This is a genomic window from Hanstruepera neustonica (assembly GCF_002895005.1).
GTDB classification, from domain to species: domain Bacteria; phylum Bacteroidota; class Bacteroidia; order Flavobacteriales; family Flavobacteriaceae; genus Hanstruepera; species Hanstruepera neustonica.
The window spans coordinates 357553-377756 of the sequence record NZ_POWF01000001.1 but is presented as its reverse complement, the minus strand read 5'-3'; the positions used below and the strand labels follow the sequence as shown (position 1 = coordinate 377756).

At 35.2% G+C, this 20204-nt stretch carries 16 protein-coding genes and 1 tRNA gene; 9 read left to right on the top strand and 8 right to left on the bottom strand.

Annotated elements, in window-relative coordinates:
- Nucleotides 1–21: 21 nt before the first annotated feature.
- The 5 genes from pyk to C1T31_RS01725 form a co-directional block, all read right to left on the bottom strand.
- Nucleotides 22–1464 carry a pyruvate kinase gene (gene pyk / locus C1T31_RS01745; RefSeq protein ID WP_103050735.1) on the bottom strand — a complete coding sequence of 481 codons (1443 nt, stop codon included), beginning with the start codon at nucleotides 1462–1464 and terminating at the stop codon, nucleotides 22–24.
- Entirely contained in the window at nucleotides 1464–1949 is a 486-nt protein-coding gene (locus C1T31_RS01740) for an IPExxxVDY family protein (RefSeq protein ID WP_103050734.1), read from the bottom strand. The genes pyk and C1T31_RS01740 overlap by 1 nt, the downstream gene beginning before the upstream one ends.
- 133 nt (nucleotides 1950–2082) lie before the next feature.
- Nucleotides 2083–2823: a ribonuclease III gene (gene rnc, locus C1T31_RS01735; RefSeq protein ID WP_103050733.1), complete on the bottom strand. Its 741-nt coding sequence runs from the start codon at nucleotides 2821–2823 to the stop codon at nucleotides 2083–2085.
- Nucleotides 2824–2830: 7 nt separating this feature from the next.
- Nucleotides 2831–4081, bottom strand: coding sequence for a beta-ketoacyl-ACP synthase II (fabF, locus tag C1T31_RS01730; RefSeq protein ID WP_103050732.1), 1251 nt, complete (start codon nucleotides 4079–4081; stop codon nucleotides 2831–2833).
- Between the two features lie 11 nt (nucleotides 4082–4092).
- The gene (locus C1T31_RS01725) at nucleotides 4093–4326 is read right to left on the bottom strand and encodes an acyl carrier protein (RefSeq protein WP_008269813.1); all 234 of its coding nucleotides are present in this window, start codon (nucleotides 4324–4326) and stop codon (nucleotides 4093–4095) included.
- A 185-nt stretch (nucleotides 4327–4511) separates the two neighbouring features.
- On the opposite strand from C1T31_RS01725, the gene purN reads away from it, so the two are divergent.
- From purN to C1T31_RS01705, 4 genes are read left to right on the top strand one after another with little or no spacing between them, the layout of a single operon-like run.
- Nucleotides 4512–5078, top strand: a complete 567-nt coding sequence (gene purN / locus C1T31_RS01720; RefSeq protein WP_103050731.1) for a phosphoribosylglycinamide formyltransferase — start codon at nucleotides 4512–4514, stop codon at nucleotides 5076–5078.
- Between the two features lie 38 nt (nucleotides 5079–5116).
- A complete protein-coding gene (locus C1T31_RS01715) occupies nucleotides 5117–5758 on the top strand; it encodes a ribonuclease H1 domain-containing protein (RefSeq protein WP_103050730.1) in 642 nt (213 codons plus the stop codon).
- 56 nt (nucleotides 5759–5814) lie between these two features.
- The gene (locus C1T31_RS01710) at nucleotides 5815–6741 is read left to right on the top strand and encodes a PfkB family carbohydrate kinase (RefSeq protein ID WP_103050729.1); all 927 of its coding nucleotides are present in this window, start codon (nucleotides 5815–5817) and stop codon (nucleotides 6739–6741) included.
- Nucleotides 6742–6789: 48 nt separating this feature from the next.
- The gene (locus tag C1T31_RS01705) at nucleotides 6790–8688 is read left to right on the top strand and encodes an amidophosphoribosyltransferase (protein ID WP_103050728.1); all 1899 of its coding nucleotides are present in this window, start codon (nucleotides 6790–6792) and stop codon (nucleotides 8686–8688) included.
- A gap of 471 nt (nucleotides 8689–9159) precedes the next feature.
- Here the strand turns inward: C1T31_RS01705 and C1T31_RS01700 are convergent, their stop codons facing one another.
- Nucleotides 9160–9768 (bottom strand): superoxide dismutase, encoded by a 609-nt coding sequence (locus C1T31_RS01700; RefSeq protein WP_103050727.1) that lies wholly within the window; start codon nucleotides 9766–9768, stop codon nucleotides 9160–9162.
- Nucleotides 9769–9892: 124 nt separating this feature from the next.
- Here C1T31_RS01700 and C1T31_RS01695 point away from each other — a divergent pair, with 124 nt between their 5' ends.
- From C1T31_RS01695 to C1T31_RS01675, 5 genes are all read left to right on the top strand, one after another.
- Complete coding sequence (locus C1T31_RS01695; protein WP_103050726.1) at nucleotides 9893–13030, top strand: UvrD-helicase domain-containing protein; 3138 nt, start codon at nucleotides 9893–9895, stop codon at nucleotides 13028–13030.
- A gap of 23 nt (nucleotides 13031–13053) precedes the next feature.
- Nucleotides 13054–14247 (top strand): glycine C-acetyltransferase, encoded by a 1194-nt coding sequence (kbl, locus tag C1T31_RS01690; RefSeq protein WP_103050725.1) that lies wholly within the window; start codon nucleotides 13054–13056, stop codon nucleotides 14245–14247.
- A gap of 125 nt (nucleotides 14248–14372) precedes the next feature.
- Complete coding sequence (locus C1T31_RS01685; RefSeq protein ID WP_103050724.1) at nucleotides 14373–15737, top strand: OmpA family protein; 1365 nt, start codon at nucleotides 14373–14375, stop codon at nucleotides 15735–15737.
- A gap of 69 nt (nucleotides 15738–15806) precedes the next feature.
- Complete coding sequence (locus tag C1T31_RS01680) at nucleotides 15807–18563, top strand: PD-(D/E)XK nuclease family protein (protein WP_103050723.1); 2757 nt, start codon at nucleotides 15807–15809, stop codon at nucleotides 18561–18563.
- A 6-nt stretch (nucleotides 18564–18569) separates the two neighbouring features.
- Nucleotides 18570–19103: a glycosyltransferase family protein gene (locus C1T31_RS01675; protein ID WP_103050722.1), complete on the top strand. Its 534-nt coding sequence runs from the start codon at nucleotides 18570–18572 to the stop codon at nucleotides 19101–19103.
- A gap of 196 nt (nucleotides 19104–19299) precedes the next feature.
- On the opposite strand, the gene C1T31_RS01670 is transcribed toward C1T31_RS01675, so the two are convergent.
- Nucleotides 19300–19373, bottom strand: a tRNA-Ala gene (locus C1T31_RS01670).
- A gap of 1 nt (nucleotide 19374) precedes the next feature.
- On the bottom strand, nucleotides 19375–20172 hold the full coding sequence (locus C1T31_RS01665) for a universal stress protein (protein ID WP_103050721.1): 798 nt from the start codon (nucleotides 20170–20172) through the stop codon (nucleotides 19375–19377).
- Nucleotides 20173–20204: the final 32 nt, after the last annotated feature.

Here is a 20204-nt window from a genome sequence, read left to right as displayed (position 1 = left end):
AATCTAAACATAGATTATTCCCTAAAAACTGCAACTTGTAATCTCCGTAACGCGTAAAGTGTTTACCATCCCTTTGTCCTGAATTGGCATCGCCGCCAAACTAATCAGCATGTCGCCTACTTCCAAGTAGCCTTTTTTACAGGCAATAGCATTCACATCTTCAATGGTCTCATCGGTACTCACAAACTTATCGTAGTAAAACGCTTTCACGCCCCAAAGCAAATTGAGTTGGGTTAAAATACGTTTGTTAGAAGTAAAAACTAAAATGTGGGCATTGGGTCGCCAGGCAGAAATTTGAAATGCCGTATAACCACTATTGGTTAAAGTGGAAATAGCACTAGCATCAATTTCGTTGGCCATGTTGGCGGCATGGTAACAAATGGACTTGGTTATGTAGCGTTTGGTTCTGATGTGTGGTGGTATCTGCGGTACTTGTATTAAAGACGAATCCTCAACGCTCTTAATAATATTGGACATCTGCTTAATCACTTGTATAGGATAACTTCCCACGGATGTTTCTCCAGAAAGCATCACCGCGTCCGCACCATCCATCACAGAATTCGCGACATCATTGACTTCAGCACGTGTTGGTGTTAAACTGGAAATCATGGTTTCCATCATTTGAGTAGCAATGATAACTGGAATGCGTGCTTGTTTGGCCCGTAAGACTAACTTTTTTTGAATTAATGGCACTTCTTCAGCAGGAATCTCCACACCCAAATCGCCTCTGGCTACCATCAAACCATCACAATAGGCCACAATTTTATCAATATTTTCTACGGCTTCAGGCTTTTCTATTTTGGCAATAATAGGGATTTTATAATCGCTATGTTTTTGTATTAATTCCTCTAACTGCATTAAATCTTCAGCATGACGGACAAAAGATAAGGCAATCCAATCAACTTGTTGTTCGATGGCAAAAAGCGCATCTTCAATATCCTTTTCAGTTAGTGCGGGCTGTGAAATATTGGTATTGGGCAGATTCACCCCCTTTTTGGATCGTAAAGGCCCTCCTTGTAGGACACGTGCTTTCACTTCACTTTTCTTATCAGTAGAAACCACCTCAAAAATGAGTTTTCCATCATCCAATAATATCTTTTCACCTGGTTTAGCATCTTGAGGAAAGCGATCATACGTCATATAAACGCGCTTTTTGGTTCCTTCAAAACGTTTGCCAGTTGCAAAAACAATTTCGTCACCTTCATTGACTACAACTTCACCTTTCATGGTTCCCACACGCAATTTGGGCCCTTGTAAATCGGCTAAAATAGCAGCATTGTAATCAAACTCTTCATTTAACTCACGAATCATAGCAATGCGCTGTTTGACATCTTCATAATCGGCATGTGAAAAATTGATTCTAAACACATTGGCGCCTTCATCAAGCATGCCCTTTAGCACTTCTTTTGTACTGGTCGCTGGACCTAATGTAGCTACGATTTTGGTTTTCTTTCTCTTTGGCATTAATAAAATATTAAGTTGTTTCTAGACTTTAGTTCTTCAGGATTTACATTGTAGGCCGTCACAATTTGAGGAATGCTCAAGATTTTATTTAGAACAAGCTTCAATTTGGTTTTATTGATATCCTCCTCACTAATTTTCAAAAAATAGTTGACTTTCTTGTATTCCGAAATAAGATAATGTGTTTTAGTAGTCGCTTGTGGATTACTAAAAAGGGATTCTGTTTGGTTAATTGTTTGACTCTCTACTTTGCAACTATTGGATACTAAATTCCAAATAATTTGTTTCTTTTCGTCTTCCCATTCAAAAATTGGATACTGAACTTGCTTACTAAAATCTAAATCTTGCGATTTCCTTGAAAGATTGATGTTTAAGTATTGATTCAGAAAATAAGCTAGCCTGTAATCTTCAATAGAGCAATGAATTCCTATCAATCCATAATCATGGATATCTAAAAAATCATCCAGAACTAGTTTTTGAACGGCCATAGATTGCTATTAATAATTGTAAATATAGTACTTAAAACGGGGAATAATATAGCCTTTAAATTAATTTTAGCAGTCTACTATTACGAAAACGTTATAGTTTGCGTTAATAATTCCCTGTTTGACACAAGGGACTTTAAATGGCTTTTGAAATTTGGTTTTGAAACACAAAAAAGGCACGTTTGGATGCTTTTTCTTCAGCTTTCTTTTTTGAGGTGGCTCGTGCTTTTGAAACAATTTTATCGTTTATGGAGAGTTTCACTGAAAAATGTCTAATATCATCATTGCCAGTGTCTTCATAAACATTGTAGTCAAATGTTTTCTTCTCTTTTTGACACCATTCTATGAGCAAACTCTTGTAACTGATAACCTTGCCTTCCAGTTTTTCAATATCCACATAAGGGATAATAACTTTTTTGTAGATGAATTTTTCACAATACTTATAGCCTCTATCCAAAAATATAGCACCTATAAGTGCTTCAAATAAATTCCCATAAATATTGTCGCCAAACTGACCTTTTGGGATTTTGCTTTCAACTAAATCAACCAGATTCAGGTCTTTCCCCAATTCGTTTAAATGCTCCCGACTCACAATTTTAGAACGCATTTTGGTCAAATACCCTTCATCACCACTGGGAACTTCCGTAAACAAATGAGAGGCAATAACCGAACCCAACATGGCGTCGCCCAAAAACTCCAAACGCTCATAGTTAATAGGATGACCTTGACTATCCTTGATATTCATGGAGCGATGTGTAAAAGCCGTTTTGTAGAATTTAATATTCTTTGGCTTGAATCCCAAAATTTTCTGGATGGACACAAAAAAATTCCCGTCGTTTTTTGAACGGGAATTTAGTATGTTACGAATGTGTTTCATTCGATGTTTAATCTATTTTCTTGAACAGTACGCAGGCATTGTGTCCACCAAAACCAAACGTGTTGCTCATGGCCACTTTAACATCGCGTTTTTGTGCTTTATTTAATGTTAGGTTTAATTCAGGATCAATATTTTCATCAACGGTTGTGTGATTTATGGTTGGCGGAACCACACCATGTTCAATTGCTAAAATAGAAGCAATGGACTCAATGGCTCCAGCAGCTCCCAATAAATGTCCAGTCATGGACTTGGTTGAATTAATATTGATGTTTTTGGCATGGTCACCAAACACTTCAGAGATTGCTTTAAGCTCGGCTACATCACCAAGTGGTGTTGACGTTCCGTGCGTATTAATATGATCAACCTCTTTAGGGTCTATACCAGCGTTTTCCAAACAATTTTTCATAACAGCAATAACACCAATGCCATCTGGATGTGGAGCCGTCATGTGATAGGCATCAGAAGACAAACCGCCTCCAATGACTTCGGCATAAATTTTAGCTCCTCTTGCTTTTGCGTGTTCATAATCCTCAAGAATGATGGCGCCTGCTCCTTCGCCTAAAACGAAACCATCTCTGGTTGCGTCAAACGGCCTAGAAGCTGTTTCAGGGCTTTCATTTCTCGTAGAAAGTGCATGCATAGCATTAAAACCACCCATACCTGCAATGGTTACTGCTGCTTCACTTCCACCAGTAACTACGACATCACAATGCCCTAAACGAATATAGTTTAATGCATCAATCATAGCGTTGGCAGAAGAAGCACATGCAGATACCGTTGTGTAATTAGGACCCATAAATCCATGCTTAATGGAAATGTTTCCTGGTGCAATATCTGCAATCATTTTTGGGATAAAGAACGGGTTGAATCTAGGAGTCCCATCACCAGCAGCAAAGTTTAAAACTTCATCCTGAAATGTCTCAAGACCTCCTATTCCTGCTCCCCAAATAACGCCAACCCGTAATTTGTTTACCTCATCAAGGTTTAGTTTCGCATCAGCAATAGCCTCATCGGAAGCTACCATAGCATACTGCGTAAACTTATCCATTTTACGGGCCTCTTTTCGATCAAGAAAATCGGTTGCGTTAAAGTTTTTTAATTCGCAAGCGAATTTTGTCTTGAACTTTTCAGTATCAAAATATGTTATCGGAGCCGCACCACTTTTCCCACTAATCAGAGCATCCCAATATTCATCTTTGGTGTTCCCAATAGGTGTTAAAGCGCCAAGACCTGTAACTACAACTCGCTTAAGTGCCATAAAGTCTGTTCTTATTTAGCTTCTTCTATGTATGAAATAGCTTGACCAACTGTTGCAATATTTTCAGCTTGATCATCTGGAATTTGGATATCGAATTCTTTTTCGAACTCCATAATTAATTCTACAGTGTCTAATGAATCTGCTCCTAAATCGTTAGTGAAGCTAGCTTCAGTTACAACTTCGTTTTCATCAACACCTAATTTGTCTACGATAATCGCTTTTACTCTTGATGCAATGTCTGACATAATCTTTTAATTTTAAGTTTTAATTAGTTGGCAAAAATAAAAAACTTTATTTTTATTACACACCTTTAGTTTAAAAATGTGCTTGTAATTTACTAAAATTCGATTGAAGTAAATGCTTTTTGCCTTCTAATTGTTAATTATTATTCTTTTTTTTGCGTGAACAATCTTAACACTATTATCTGTAAATGAAGCGAATTGTAATTTTTGCGTCCGGAAGTGGTACTAATGCTGAAAATTTAATTAAGTTTTTTCAAAACAGAGAACAGGTGTCTGTTATTCAAGTGCTTACTAACAATCCCCATGCCAAAGTATTAGAACGCTGTAAAAAACTGAAAGTAAGCGCTTTATCATTTAATAGAGTTGCTTTTTCTGAAACCGATGATGTGTTAAATATCTTAAAAGCTTCAAAACCAGATATTATTGTTTTGGCGGGCTTTTTATGGAAGTTCCCAGAGCGTATTTTAAATGAATTCCCAAATAAAGTCATCAATATTCATCCAGCCTTATTACCAAAATATGGTGGTAAAGGCATGTATGGTATGTATGTCCATGAAGCGGTTGTAGCTAACAACGAAACCGAAACTGGTATTACCATACATTACGTTAATGAGCATTATGATGAAGGCGCTATTATTTTTCAAGCTACTTGCAAGGTTACTCCTTCTGACTCGGCTGAAGATGTCGCATCAAAAATCCACGAATTGGAAATGGAACATTTCCCACAGGTAGTTGAGAGGTTATTAAATAACTAATTGTTATGCTGAATCAAGTTCAGCATCTTTAACATAGAATGTCTAAAAAAAAGAAAAAATACTATACCGTATGGAAAGGGCATCACACTGGTGTTTTTGAGAGCTGGGATGACTGCAAAGCACAAATAAAAGACTTCGAAGGTGCGCAATATAAATCGTTTGCAACCTTTGAAGCGGCCAAAAAAGCCTACAAAGGCAATTATAAAGACTACATAGGTAAAAGCAAAAAGTTTGTTAGTGAACTCTCTGATGAACTACTGAAAAAAATAGGGCAGCCCAATTACAACTCCATAGCTGTTGATGCTGCCGTAAGTGGCAATCCAGGTAAAATGGAATACCAAGGTGTTGACACCAAAACAAAAAAACGGTTGTTTCACCAAGGACCCTTTGAAGAAGGCACTAATAACATTGGTGAGTTTTTGGCAATCGTACACGCATTGGCATTTCTTAAAAAACAGAACAGTAATCGAATCATCTACACCGATTCCAAAACAGCCATCAGCTGGGTAAAAAAGAAAACAGCTAACACCAAACTAGAGCGTTCTGAAAAAAACAAACCACTTTTTGATTTAGTTGATCGTGCTATTACTTGGCTAAAAACCAATAATTATGCAACAACCATTGTAAAATGGGAAACCAAAGCTTGGGGTGAAATTCCTGCAGATTTTGGAAGGAAATAAATTCGGCTATTAGTAACTAAAAACCTTATATTTGCAGCAAAATTCGAAAGACATTTATGAGTAAGTTAGTTATTGTGGGAACCGTTGCCTTTGATGCCATTGAAACCCCATTTGGAAAAACTGATAAAATCCTTGGTGGCGCAGCCACTTTTATTGGTCTTGCGGCCTCACAATTTCATGTAGATGCTGCTGCAGTATCGGTTGTGGGTGGTGATTTCCCTCAAGAGTATCTTGATTTGTTATCAAATAAAGGGATTGATATTTCTGGTGTTGAAATTGTAAAAAAAGGGAAGACTTTTTTCTGGAGTGGTAGGTATCATAACGATATGAATACACGCGATACCTTGGCTACCGAACTTAATGTATTAGCCGACTTTAATCCCATAGTTCCTGTTGATTATAAAGACGCCGAAGTGGTTATGTTAGGAAATTTACATCCCAACGTCCAAATGAGTGTTCTGGATCAAATGATCAAGAAACCTAAAATGGTCATTTTGGACACCATGAATTTTTGGATGGACTGTGCTATGGATGAGTTACAAAATGTTATAAAAAAAGTAAATGTTATCACCATTAATGATGAGGAAGCCAGACAATTAACCGGCGAGTATTCTCTGGTTGTTGCTGCACGAAAGATTCATGAAATGGGGCCACAATATGTGGTTATTAAAAAAGGGGAGCATGGTGCACTATTATTTCATGATGATAATGTGTTTTATGCGCCCGCTTTACCATTGGAAGAGGTGTTTGACCCAACTGGTGCAGGAGACACTTTTGCTGGAGGGTTTGCAGGATATTTGGCTAAATCTGGTGATTTAAGTTTTGAGAATATGAAAAATGCGGTAATCTACGGATCTACTTTGGCATCATTTTGTGTTGAAAAATTTGGAACTGAACGCATGGTTAATTTAAACCCTCATGAAGTGCATAAACGCTTGCAACAATTTAGAGATTTAACACAATTCGATATTGAATTAACATAAACAAGCGCGCTCCATTTTGAGCGCGTTTTTAATTATATAAATAACCCAATGAGTGACGCTTTAAAACACGAATGTGGTATTGCACAAATCAGACTTCTAAAACCTTTAGAGTACTACAAGGAAAAATATGGTAGTGCTTTTTACGGAGTAAACAAAATGTATCTCATGATGGAGAAACAGCACAATCGTGGTCAAGATGGTGCAGGATTTGCCAGTATTAAATTAGATACCAAACCAGGAGAGCGCTACATCAGTCGGGTCCGTTCTATAGCCCAACAGCCTATTCAAGATATATTTTCACAAATAAATGAGCGTATCAATAAAGACTTTACCGAACATCCTGAATACGTTGATGATGTTGCGCTTCAAAAAAAGCACATCCCTTACATAGGAGAAGTTTTATTGGGTCATGTTCGCTATGGCACATTTGGAAAAAATAGTGTGGAAAGTGTACATCCGTTTTTAAGACAAAACAATTGGATGCACAGAAACCTGATAGTGGCGGGAAATTTTAATATGACTAATGTCAATCAATTATTTGATGGTTTGGTACAACTTGGTCAGCACCCAAAAGAAAAAGCTGATACCATTACCATCATGGAAAAAATTGGTCATTTTTTAGACGATGCGGTTTTGAAAATCTACAAGAAACTGAAGAAGGAAGGCTATAGTAAAAGTGAGTGTTCACCATTAATCGCAGAACGTTTGAACATTGCCAAGATTCTAAAGAAATCTTCCAAAAACTGGGATGGTGGCTACGCCATGGCCGGCCTTTTGGGGCATGGCGATTCATTTGTCTTGCGCGATCCAGCCGGAATACGTCCAGCATATTATTATAAAGATGATGAAGTAGTTGTGGTTGCGTCTGAAAGACCTGTTATTCAAACAGTTTTCAATGTAGATTTTGATGCTGTTAAAGAATTGGAGCCAGGTCATGCTATCATTACCAAAAAATCTGGTGAGGTATCCATCAAAAAAATTATCGAGCCTCTGGAACGCAAAGCTTGTTCATTTGAGCGTATCTATTTTTCAAGAGGAAGTGATGCTGAAATTTACCAAGAACGTAAAATGCTTGGAAAATTATTAATGCCAAAAGTATTAGAGTCGATTGAAAACGACACTCAAAATACCGTATTCTCATACATTCCAAATACTGCTGAAACATCATTCTTTGGGATGATAGAAACTGTTGAAGATCATCTGAACCAGAAAAAAACGCAAGCCATATTGAATGGAAAAGGCGGTCTGTCTGCCGAAACTGTGACAGATATATTATCTGAAAGACCTCGAATAGAAAAAATAGCCATCAAGGATGTCAAGTTAAGGACTTTCATTACGGAAGATAGTAGTCGTGATGATTTAGTAGCTCACGTATATGATGTAACATATGGTGTCATCAAGCCCAATGACAATTTAGTCATCATTGATGATAGTATTGTGAGAGGGACAACCTTAAAAAAGAGTATTATTAAAATGATGGATAGACTACATCCTAAAAAAATTGTTGTTGTCTCATCTGCGCCTCAAATACGCTATCCTGACTGCTACGGTATTGATATGGCCAGGCTAGAGGATTTAATTGCTTTTAGAGCCATGTTGGAGCTTTTAGAAGAGAACAATAAATACCAAATGGTTCAAGAGGTCTATGAAAAGTGTAAAGCACAAGTTGATTTGGAGGATAAGGACGTTCACAATTTTGTAAAGGATCTATATGCGCAATTTACTGATGATGAGATATCGGCTAAAATTGCCCAATTAATATCTGATGATTCGGTTAATGCCGAGGTGGAAACAATTTTCCAATCAGTAGATAACTTACACCTAGCATGTCCTAAAAATTTAGGTGATTGGTATTTCACGGGTAATTATCCAACTATTGGAGGAAATCGCGTGGTGAATAGAGCATTTATTAACTTTTACGAAGGAAACAAGGAAAGAGCCTATTAAAAGATTGTAAATCTGCATTTTATCTGAAAAAATATGCGCTTTATCTAATAAAAATGCATTTCATCTATTTTTTAACAAGTTCTAATTAAATAAAAATTACATTAGTGTCACCATAACATAAGTAGGTTAAGTTCATGGTAGATTTGGGGCAAAAAAAGCTGAACTTTGGTTCGGCTTTTTTTATTTTTATTCACCCCCGAATACATCTTTTATTCATTAAAAAACTCATTTAGATTATTTTAGCCCAATTTATAAGTCGTTTGTCTAATAATTTTTATTGTTAGTCAAAACCAATGTTATATTTGTGTCACCATAACATAAGTAGGTTAAGTTTATGGTAGATTTGGGGCAAAAAAGGTGGACTTCTGTTCACCTTTTTTCATTTGAAAAAAAGATTAATTATCATATATACAACAACAACAAAGCGGGCTCAATGAGCCCGCTTTTTTTGATATGTCGATTATTCAATTCTTATTTGGATTCTGCATAGCGTCTTTCAACTTCATTCCAGTTAATCACTTTAAAAAATGCGTCTATGTAATCTGGTCTTCTGTTTTGGTAGTTAAGATAATAGGCGTGTTCCCAAACATCTAATCCTAAAATTGGTGTTCCACCACAACCTATTCCAGGCATCAATGGATTATCTTGATTTGGTGTTGAACATACTTCAACTTTTCCGCCTTTGTGAACACAAAGCCAAGCCCATCCGGAACCAAACTGTGTAGCAGCAGCATTGCTAAAAGCTTCTACAAAAGCATCTTTAGAACCAAATTCAGCTTCAATGGCATCTTTAAGGTCTCCAGACAAATACCCTCTATCTTCAGGATTCATAACATCCCAAAATAACGAGTGGTTATAAAATCCGCCGCCATTATTTCTTACGCCCATATTGGTCATGTCTAAATTAGTTAGAATATTTTCAATGGTTTTGCCTTCTAAATCAGTTCCTTCAATTGCGGCATTCAATTTGGAAGTATAACCTGCATGGTGTTTTGAGTGATGTATTTCCATTGTTCGAGCGTCTATATGAGGCTCTAAAGCATCATAAGCATATTTTAATTTCGGTAATTCGAAAGCCATAATATTTTTGTTTTTAATTGTTTAACTTAATTTTCATCAAATTTACGCATTATAACACGCAATAAAAAATAATAAATACCTATGAAATCATCGATAGTTTTTATCTTGTGTTAAAATTAGATTGATGGCCAACCCGAGTTCTTTTTTAATATATAATGCTTCGGCTGGAAGTGGTAAAACATTTACTTTGGTCAAAGAGTATTTAAAAGTTCTATTTAAGTCCCAAAACCCTTCGGCCTTCAAGAACATTCTTGCCATAACATTTACCAATAAAGCTTCGGCTGAAATGAAAAGCAGAGTCATCGATGCCTTGGTTTCCTTTTCAAAACAATCTGATGAATCTGACACAAACCCCATGTTTGAACAAATCTGCCAAGAGTTGGATATTCCTAAATCTGACTTAAGAGATAAAAGCGCTCTTATTTTAGATGCCATAATCCATAATTATGCGGCTTTTGATATTTCAACGATCGATGGATTTGTGCACAAACTAATCAAGACCTTTGCCTATGATTTGAAACTCCCTTTGAATTTTGAAGTTGAATTGGACACCAATTCTCTTTTACTCGAAGCGGTTGACAGGCTCATTTCTAAAGCTGGATCCAATGATAAACTAACTAAAGTTTTAGTGGATTATGCTCTTGAAAAAGCTGATGATGATAAAAGTTGGGATATTTCGAAAGATTTGTATGCTATCTCTAAACTGCTTTTAAATGAAAATGACATTTATTATTTAAAAACCTTAAAGGATAAAACACTGGATGATTTTAAAACTCTAAAAAGCAATACCAAAAGAGACTTGAAGATCATTGAAAACACCATTGTTGAAAAAGCCAATGTCATATTAACATTAATCTCGGAAGCTGGTCTTGTTTCAGAAGATTTCAAAGGCAAATATTTACCAAGGCATTTCGAAAACCTCACATCTAAAAACTTTGACATTAACTTTAGTACTGCCTGGCAAACAGATTTAATTGAAGGTAATAAATTATATCCTACAAGAGTATCTGAAGATGTTGCTTCAATAATTGAGTCTATTCAGCCCCAATTGGCTGAAGCCTATATTGATACTAAAACATTAGTTTTTAGAATCAAGTTTTTACAAGCGCTTTACAAAAATATTACTCCCTTGTCTGTATTGAATGAAATTCAGAAGGAACTTGAAGAAATTAAGATTGAACAGAATGTCATTCTTATTTCAGAGTTTAATTCGTTAATCAGTAAGGAAATAAAAGATCAACCTACCCCATTCATATATGAAAGATCTGGAGAGCGTTTCAAGCATTATTTTATTGATGAATTTCAGGATACCTCCCAATTGCAATGGGAAAATTTAATTCCTCTCATGGACAACGCATTGTCTTCCGAAAAAGGCAGCGCCATGATTGTAGGAGATGCCAAACAAGCCATCTATCGATGGCGAGGTGGTAAAGCCGAGCAATTCATGGATCTATTCAACAAGACTAAAAATCCATTTTTTGTAGACCCTCAAATTATTTCGCTTGAAGCAAACTTTAGAAGTAGTGAAACCATTGTTGAATTCAACAATCGCTTTTTTGAATATCTCTCTGAAAATTTTTTTAGTGATCATGTTCATAGGGAACTCTACAAGAACTCCAATCAACAATCCAGTTCAAATAATACTGGTTATGTGAGTTTGGATTTTTTGGAGATCAATTCTTCGGATGACAAAGACCTGATATATGCTCAAAAAACACTTGATAAAATTCTGGACTGTCTGGACCAAGGCTATGCTTTAAATGACATTTGTGTTTTGGTAAGAAAGAAAAAAGAGGGACTTTCACTTGCGGAATTTTTAAACGCTTCGGGCATAAAGATTATGTCATCTGAAACATTGCTGATAAATAATTCAATAAAAGTTAGATTCATAGTCGCGCTGTTAAAGCTTTTATCCCAACCTAATAATCTTGAAATAAAAGCGGACCTTTTAAATAGTTTGATTGTTATTTTTAATATTGAAAACAAACATGATTTCTTAAAGGAACACATTAATCTGGATTTGAAGATTCTGTTCAAAAGTTTAGAGTCTATTGATTGTCAAATTAATTTTGATGAATTACCGCATCTATCACTTTATGATTTAGTTGAAACTATTGTGAGATCATTCCGTTTAGTTGAAAAATCAGATGCTTATGTTCAATATTTTATGGATGTGGTTTTAGAATTTTCAAATAGACAAAAAGCCGATTTACAAAGCTTTTTGGAATATTTCGAGAACCAATCTGACAAATTGAGTATTATCGCTCCTGAAGGCTATGACGCTGTTCAGATCATGACCATTCACAAATCCAAAGGTTTGGAGTTTCCAATCGTCATCTTTCCTTATGCCGATTTAAATATTTATCGGGAAATAAATCCCGTTGAATGGTTCCCGCTTGACCCAAAAACATATAATGGCTTTTCGTATGCATTGCTTAATTACAGCATTGCTTTTGAAAACTTTGGAGAACAGGGATTGGATATTTTTAACAAACATCAATCGGAATTGGAATTGGACAACATAAACTTATTATATGTGGCTTTAACAAGGCCAATTGAGCAATTGTACATTATTTCAAAGAAAGATATAAGCTCAAAAGGAGCCGTAAACAATAATACATTTTCGGGATTTTTTATTTCGTATTTACAAAATCAAAAGCTATGGAATGATCAAACCTCGACCTACATCTTTGGTGAAAAGGCAACAAAAGAATTTTCAGAAAATAGTAAAAATAACTTTGTTTTTGCGCAAGAGTTTGTGAGTGTCTCCAAAAATGACAACAATATTTTGATTGCCACCAATTCTGGATACCTTTGGGACACAGAGCAAAAAGACGCCATTGAAAAGGGCAACTTGTTTCATGATATTATGTCTCATATCACTTCAAAAGAAGATGTTGAATTTGCGTTTAGTGATTATTTAAGGTCCGGAAAAATTAGCAAAACACAAGCTGTCGAACTCAAACCCTTGGTGTTAAAATTAGTCTCCAATCCTAAATTGGAAGCCTGTTTCGATCCAAAAAATAAAATCTATAATGAGCGGGACATTATAGCTAAAAACAACTTAATAATTAGACCAGATAAGTTAGTAGTTTTTCCTGACAATACTGTCTATTTAATTGATTATAAATCTGGTAACCCCAACAAAAAACACGAATTGCAATTGTTAAATTATGAGAAGGTTTTAAACGATATGGGCTTCAATGTCTCAAAAAAAATTCTCATCTACATAAACAATGATATTCAAATAAAAGAATTTTAAATTTGTAAAAAATATTTAAATCAATGTACGGAACCATTCAAGATCATCTTAAAAACGAATTACAAACCATTAAAGATAATGGCCTTTATAAAACTGAACGCATTATTACATCGGCTCAAGGGGCCGAAATAACCCTCAACACTGGAGAAACCGTGTTGAATTTTTGTGCAAACAACTATTTAGGGTTGTCATCACATCCCGAAGTCATTCAAGCTGCCAAAGATGTTATGGATACTCATGGTTTTGGTATGTCTTCTGTTAGGTTCATCTGTGGGACGCAGGATATTCATAAAGAACTTGAGCAAAAAATAGCAGACTTTTACAGCACAGAAGACACCATACTTTACGCTGCCGCATTTGATGCTAATGGTGGTGTATTTGAGCCATTGTTGGGACCGGAAGATGCCATTATATCCGATTCTTTGAATCATGCCTCTATAATTGATGGCGTACGACTTTGCAAAGCCGCGCGATATCGGTATGCAAACAACGACATGGAAGACTTGGAAAAGCAATTGATAGAAGCCAATAAAAATGGTGCCCGATTTAAGATTGTTGTAACTGATGGTGTATTTTCTATGGACGGTTTAGTGGCGCCTTTAGACAAAATTTGTGATCTAGCTGAAAAGTATGATGCTATGGTCATGATTGATGAATGTCATGCGGCTGGTTTTATAGGTGAAACAGGAAGGGGAACACTTGAAGAAAAAGGCGTTTTAGACAGAATAGACATTATTACTGGAACACTAGGAAAAGCGCTTGGTGGCGCTATGGGTGGCTATACTACAGGAAAAAAGGAAATTATTGAAATTTTAAGACAACGCTCTAGACCCTATTTATTCTCCAACTCTTTAGCTCCTGCCATCGTGGGTGCGTCTATCAAAGTTTTTGACATGCTAAAGAACGATACGACCTTAAGAGATAAATTAGCCTGGAACACAGAATATTTCAAATCTGGAATCAAAAAAGCTGGTTTTGATATAGTTGATGGTGATTCAGCAATTGTTCCAATCATGCTCTATGATGCCAAATTATCACAAACCATGGCCAATATGTTACTGGCCGAAGGTATTTATGTCATTGGCTTCTTTTTCCCTGTTGTTCCAAAAGAAAAAGCTAGAATTCGTGTACAGTTGTCAGCAGCTCACACCAAAGAACATTTAGACAAAGCCATTTCTGCATTCATCAAAGTTGGAAAAACACTTGAAATAATATAATTTTTTCTGACAAACATTGACATTTTAGGTAATTTTTCCAATATTTTTCTATATTTGTCTTTGTTAATAATATTTAACAACTTACTTTTGCTTACAATTAACACTTAAAAATTAAATTTTTGAATATGAAAAATCTTAGCAGATTATTGTTCGCTATGTTGCTTGTTTTAGGTTTCAGCAACACGTACGCACAAGATGAGAACAACCCTTGGGCTATCAGTTTTGGTATCAATGCGGTTGATTTCTATCCAACAGGTGAAGACGCTCCACTTGGAGGTTATTTTGATGAATTTTTTAATGCAGGTGATCACTATAACATCTTGCCTTCTTTGTCATCTGTTTCAGCTGCTCGTTACATTAACAGCGGGTTTTCTGTAGGGGCAACAGCTTCTATTAACAAAATAGATAAGTTCGGTGATGACCGTAGTAGATATAATGACGTTACTTACTTTGGATTAGATGGTATTGTAAAGTATAGCTTTGCAAGCATCCTAAATTCTAAATGTGTTGAGCCTTATTTAGGCGTAGGTGGTGGTTATACTTGGGTTGATGACATCGGTGCTGGAACATTAAATGGTACTTTTGGTATCAACTTCTGGTTGACCGAAAATATTGGTCTTACTGCTCAAACTTCATACAAGCATGCTTTCGAAGACTATTTAGATACACACTTCCAACACACTGCTGGTATAACAGTTAAATTTGGTGGAAAAGATACTGACGAAGATGGTATCTACGATAAAGATGATGCTTGTCCAGAAGAATGGGGATTAGCTGAATTTAATGGTTGTCCAGATTCTGACGGTGATGGTATTGAAGATGCAAAAGATTCTTGTCCACAAGAAGCTGGTCCGGCTGAATTTAATGGTTGTCCAGATTCTGATGGTGATGGTATAGCTGATAAAGATGATGCTTGTCCAACTGAAGCTGGTCCTAAAGAATTAAACGGTTGTCCAGATTCTGATGGTGATGGTGTCGCTGATAAAGATGATGAATGTCCAAATGAGGCTGGTCCTGCTGCCAACAATGGTTGTCCTTGGCCAGATAGAGATGGAGACGGTGTTGTTGATAAAGATGATCAATGTCCAGATTTAGTTGGTACTGTTGCCAACAATGGATGTCCTGAAGTAACTGAAGCTGTTAAGAAAGCTCTTAACGCATATGCTAAAACAATCTTATTTGACACTGGTAAATCTACTATCAAGGAACAATCAGAAGAGGTGTTACAAAATATTGTTGACATCTTAAAAGAATATCCTAATGCAAGATTTACAATTGATGGACATACTGATAGTGTAGGTAGCGAAGCTAACAACCAAAGACTTTCTCAAGAGAGAGCTAGTTCTGTAATGAATTACCTTATCACTAAAGGAATTGCTTCTAATAGATTAGAGCACCAAGGTTTTGGTGAATCAAAACCAATTGATTCTAACAAAACTAAAGCTGGTAGAGCTAACAACAGAAGAGTTGAGATTAACTTAATCAAGTAATTCTTTTATAAACTCTTAATTATATAAAAAAACGCCTCGAAATTTCGAGGCGTTTTTTATTTTTATAAAATGACTTCCTTTTTAAATGATGTTTTAAACGATTTAAACGATTCCGATTTATCCAATCTCACATTTATTATGCCTAGTAAGCGCGCTGGGGTGTTTCTAAAACACGAGATTTCAAATTACTCCTCTGGTCCTTTATTTTCCCCTGAAATCTACAGTATCGAAGAATTTGTTGAAAATCTATCACAATTAAAACCCATTTCAAATATAGAGTTACTATTTGAGTTCTACAGTACATACAAAGCTTTGACCCCTATTGATAGTCAAGATAATTTTGAGACTTTCTCAAAATGGGCGCAAATTCTTTTGCAAGACTTTAATGAAATAGACCGTTACCAAATTGCCGAAGATGACATCTTTGACTATCTCAGTGCGATTCAAGAAATTAATCATTGGTCTTTGGATAATAATCCAACTAAACTTGTCAGTAATTATCTGGCTTTTTGGAAAAAACTTAAAAATTATTACAATCATTTAACTAAAGAATTATTAAGCAAAGGGATGGGCTATCAAGGCCTTATTTATAGAGAAGCTGTTGAGAACATTCAAAATTATATGGACAGCCATGCTTCAAAAAAACATCTATTCATAGGCTTTAATGCATTAAATACATCAGAAGAAATCATCATGCAGGAGTTACTGCAAAACAATATGGCTGATATTTATTGGGATATTGATGAAACTTTTTATAAAAATCAAAACCATGATGCTGGATTTTTTGCTCGCAAGCATATAACAAACTGGAAGTTTTATAAAAACAATGAATTTAAGTGGTTGTCTAACAATTATAAAAAACAAAAAGATATTTATGTGATAGGTGTTCCAAAAAACGTAGGGCAATCAAAACACATATCTACAATCTTAAAAACAATCCAAAATTACGATGTCTCTCTGAATAAAACAGCGATTGTTCTGGGAGAGGAATCTTTGTTGGCTCCCATTCTAAACTCCATACCTAAATCAATAACTGCCCTAAATATAACAATGGGGCTCCCTCTAAAAAGCATTCCTTTAACGAACCTTTTTCAAAATCTTTTTTTAATTCATAAAAGTTCTTCAAAATCATTCTACTATAAAGATGTCATCAATATATTATCCCATACTTATATAGCTCCTCTATTACAAAGAGAAGACAAAAACGATCTTTATGTCATTAAAAATGCTATTACAGAAAACAATTTAATCTATCTCACAAAATCAAAGCTAACAGTCATTGCTCCTCAATACAGCGGTCTTTTTGAATTATTATTTGATAATTGGGATGATAATATTGATAAAGCCTTGGATCACTGTCAAACTTTGATTTTAAAAATAAAAGAGTCCTTAAATACTGACAAGAAAAAGCATGTTTTGGCATTGGAATATCTGTTTCACTTGAATACACTTTTCAATGAGCTTGAAACATTAAATAGCAAATATGGTTATCTAACTGGTACAGCATCATTATATCTGGTATTTAATGAATTGTTGAGTCTAGAGAAATTGGACTTTAAAGGTGAGCCATTAAGTGGATTGCAAATCATGGGAATGCTTGAATCTCGAACTTTAGATTTTGAAACGGTCATAATATCTTCAGTGAATGAGGGTATTCTGCCGGCAGGTAAAACCCAAAACTCTTTTATTCCTTTTGATGTCAAACTCGACAATGAACTGCCTACCTATAAAGAAAAAGATGCTATTTACGCCTACCACTTTTATCGACTGATACAACGGGCTAAAAAAGTCTATATACTTTACAATACAGAAGTAGATACATTTTCAAGTGGTGAGAAAAGTCGATTTATAGCCCAAATGGAATTAGAAGGTATTCACGATATCAAACATGAAATCGTTGTTCCAAAAGTTCCTTTAGTAGAAAACAAGCCTATTGAAATAGGAAAAACATCAGATATTATAAACACTTTGCAAAGCTATGCGGCTCAAGGGTTTTCGCCTTCTTCACTTACAAACTATATCAGAAACCCCATCGATTTTTATTTACAAAAAATATTGAAAATAAAAGAGCAGGACGATGTCGAAGAAACTATTGCATCTAATACCTTGGGAACAGTTATCCATAATACTCTTGAAGATTTTTACAAACCATTTGTTGGTCAACAAATTACCAGTGATGATCTTCAAAATATGAAGCATTCTGTTGACAACACGGTTGAAATACACTTTCAAAAACTCTACAAAGAAGGTGATATAAAAGCGGGCAAAAACTTAATCATATTTGAAATAGCCAAACGCTATATTTCAAATTTCTTGGATTTGGAATTAACCGATTTAAAAAATGGCAACACTATTGAAATATTGGCTGTTGAAGCGGAAAACAAAATACAATTGGATATTCTTGAACTGGATTTCCCTGTATTTCTAAAAGGAACTGTTGACCGTGTTGACAAAAGAAATGGTATAGTTAGAATTATCGATTATAAATCAGGTAGGGTTGACAAAAACAAGGTGGAAATCATTGATTGGCAAGACATCACAACTGACTACGATAAGTATAGCAAGTCATTCCAAGTGCTATCTTATGCCTTGATGATGGATATAAGCAAAAACTTCAGTGAACCTGTTGAAGCAGGCATTATTTCCTTTAAAAATCTAAATTCTGGATTCTTGAAATTTGCAAAAAAAGATAGATCAGGAGCCTACGCCAAAAAAATAGAGTTTATAGACGAATCCATTTTAAATGATTTTTATAGCGAGCTTAAAAAGTTAATCATTGAAATCTGTAATCCGGAAATTCCCTTTTTGGAGAAAGAAATCAAGTAACAAATTATGTTTACAGTATCTGTTGATCAAAAGCTAATTGAGCATTGTAAAAACATGGTTTCCAACCATGATTTTGGTAAACGTTTTACGGCAAATGGAACCAAAGAACAACAACTTACGGGTATAATTGGGCAATCTGTAGTTATGACGTTTTTTGATAAGGGTTATGTTGATGGTTCTTCTGGGTTTGATGGCGGTGTTGATTTAACTTTCGCCAATAAAAGCATTGATGTCAAAACCATGGGAAGAACAACATCAGTTAAACAGGGTTACACCAATAATTTTCTAAAACTTCAGGAATATTTTAAAACCGACATTTATATTTTTTGCAGTTATCATAAAACCAAACAAGTACTCACGGTTTGTGGTTGGATTTCAAAAGAAGACTTTACCAAAAAACGGCGTTTCTATCCTAAAGGCAGCATTAGAACCCGATTTGACAAAACAACCTTTACTACCTTTGCTGATCTGTATGAAATTGACAATAAAGATCTCAATAATGTGAATTCTGTTTCCGATTTGAAAAAACAATTGTTATAAAAAACCGTTCCCAAAAGAACGGTTTTTTTATGTGGAGCATATCGGATTAGCAAAGTTTTCCTTGGGCTTCAATACTGCAAATAGAAAATATTCTTTAAAAAAGAACATTATTGTTTTCGATAAAAACCTGAAAAAATTTTTCGCTTTTATCGAAAACAAAAACACCACACATTCGTGTGGTATTTTCTGCTTGATGTGGAGCATATCGGATTCGAACCGATGGCCTCTACGCTGCCAGCGTAGCGCTCTAGCCAACTGAGCTAATGCCCCATTACTTCAATCCACTCAACACAAGAACAGGTAATGTGCTACTGTGAAAATCTTTTTTCAATATCGTATTATTTTCCCAAAGTTTGGTGAAAAATCCTCTTTTTCTTCGCACTACACACAACAAATCAGGATCATTATCTTTATAGTGTTCTAAAACACCTTGAAACGTCGTGGCATTTTCGCTCTCAGTGGTTTTAGTTATCAATTTTGCCAAATCAGGAGACACATCAAAATCGCCTTCACTGTAAAATGGCGTTTTTACCAATAATAGATTCACTATTGATTTAAACTGATTTTTAATCGATATTAAAGGAATTAAAGCGCCTTCTTTTCTCATTACGGCAGATTTTAACGCCATTAATATATACACGATTGGTTTGAATTTTAACCCTTCCGGAACTATTAAAGCCGGAATATTGGTCTGCTTGATAATCTTACCTGAAGTCTTTCCTAAATATACTTCTTCGTTCACGGAATTGGTTCTAGGCTCAATCATGATTAAATCAATGTCCAAAGACTGGCAAACTAATTCCAAGGTGTCTACTAATTTCCCTTTAAAAGTTTTGACAACAACCTCAACGTTTTTGGTGTCAACTTTGGATACATGTGACTTCAAGAACTCAAGGCTTTCGCGTTCCAAAATATGATCAACCTTAATCATGGTTCCTGCCTTTGTATAGACATTATAAATTTGAACAACATATAGTTTTGCCCCAAATGCCCTAGCAAAATCAACGGCATATTGCAAATGACTTACTGCATTTTTAGATGACCCAACTGGAACCAAAATATTCTTCATAATCAATATTTAGAACTAACTTTACTAAAAAA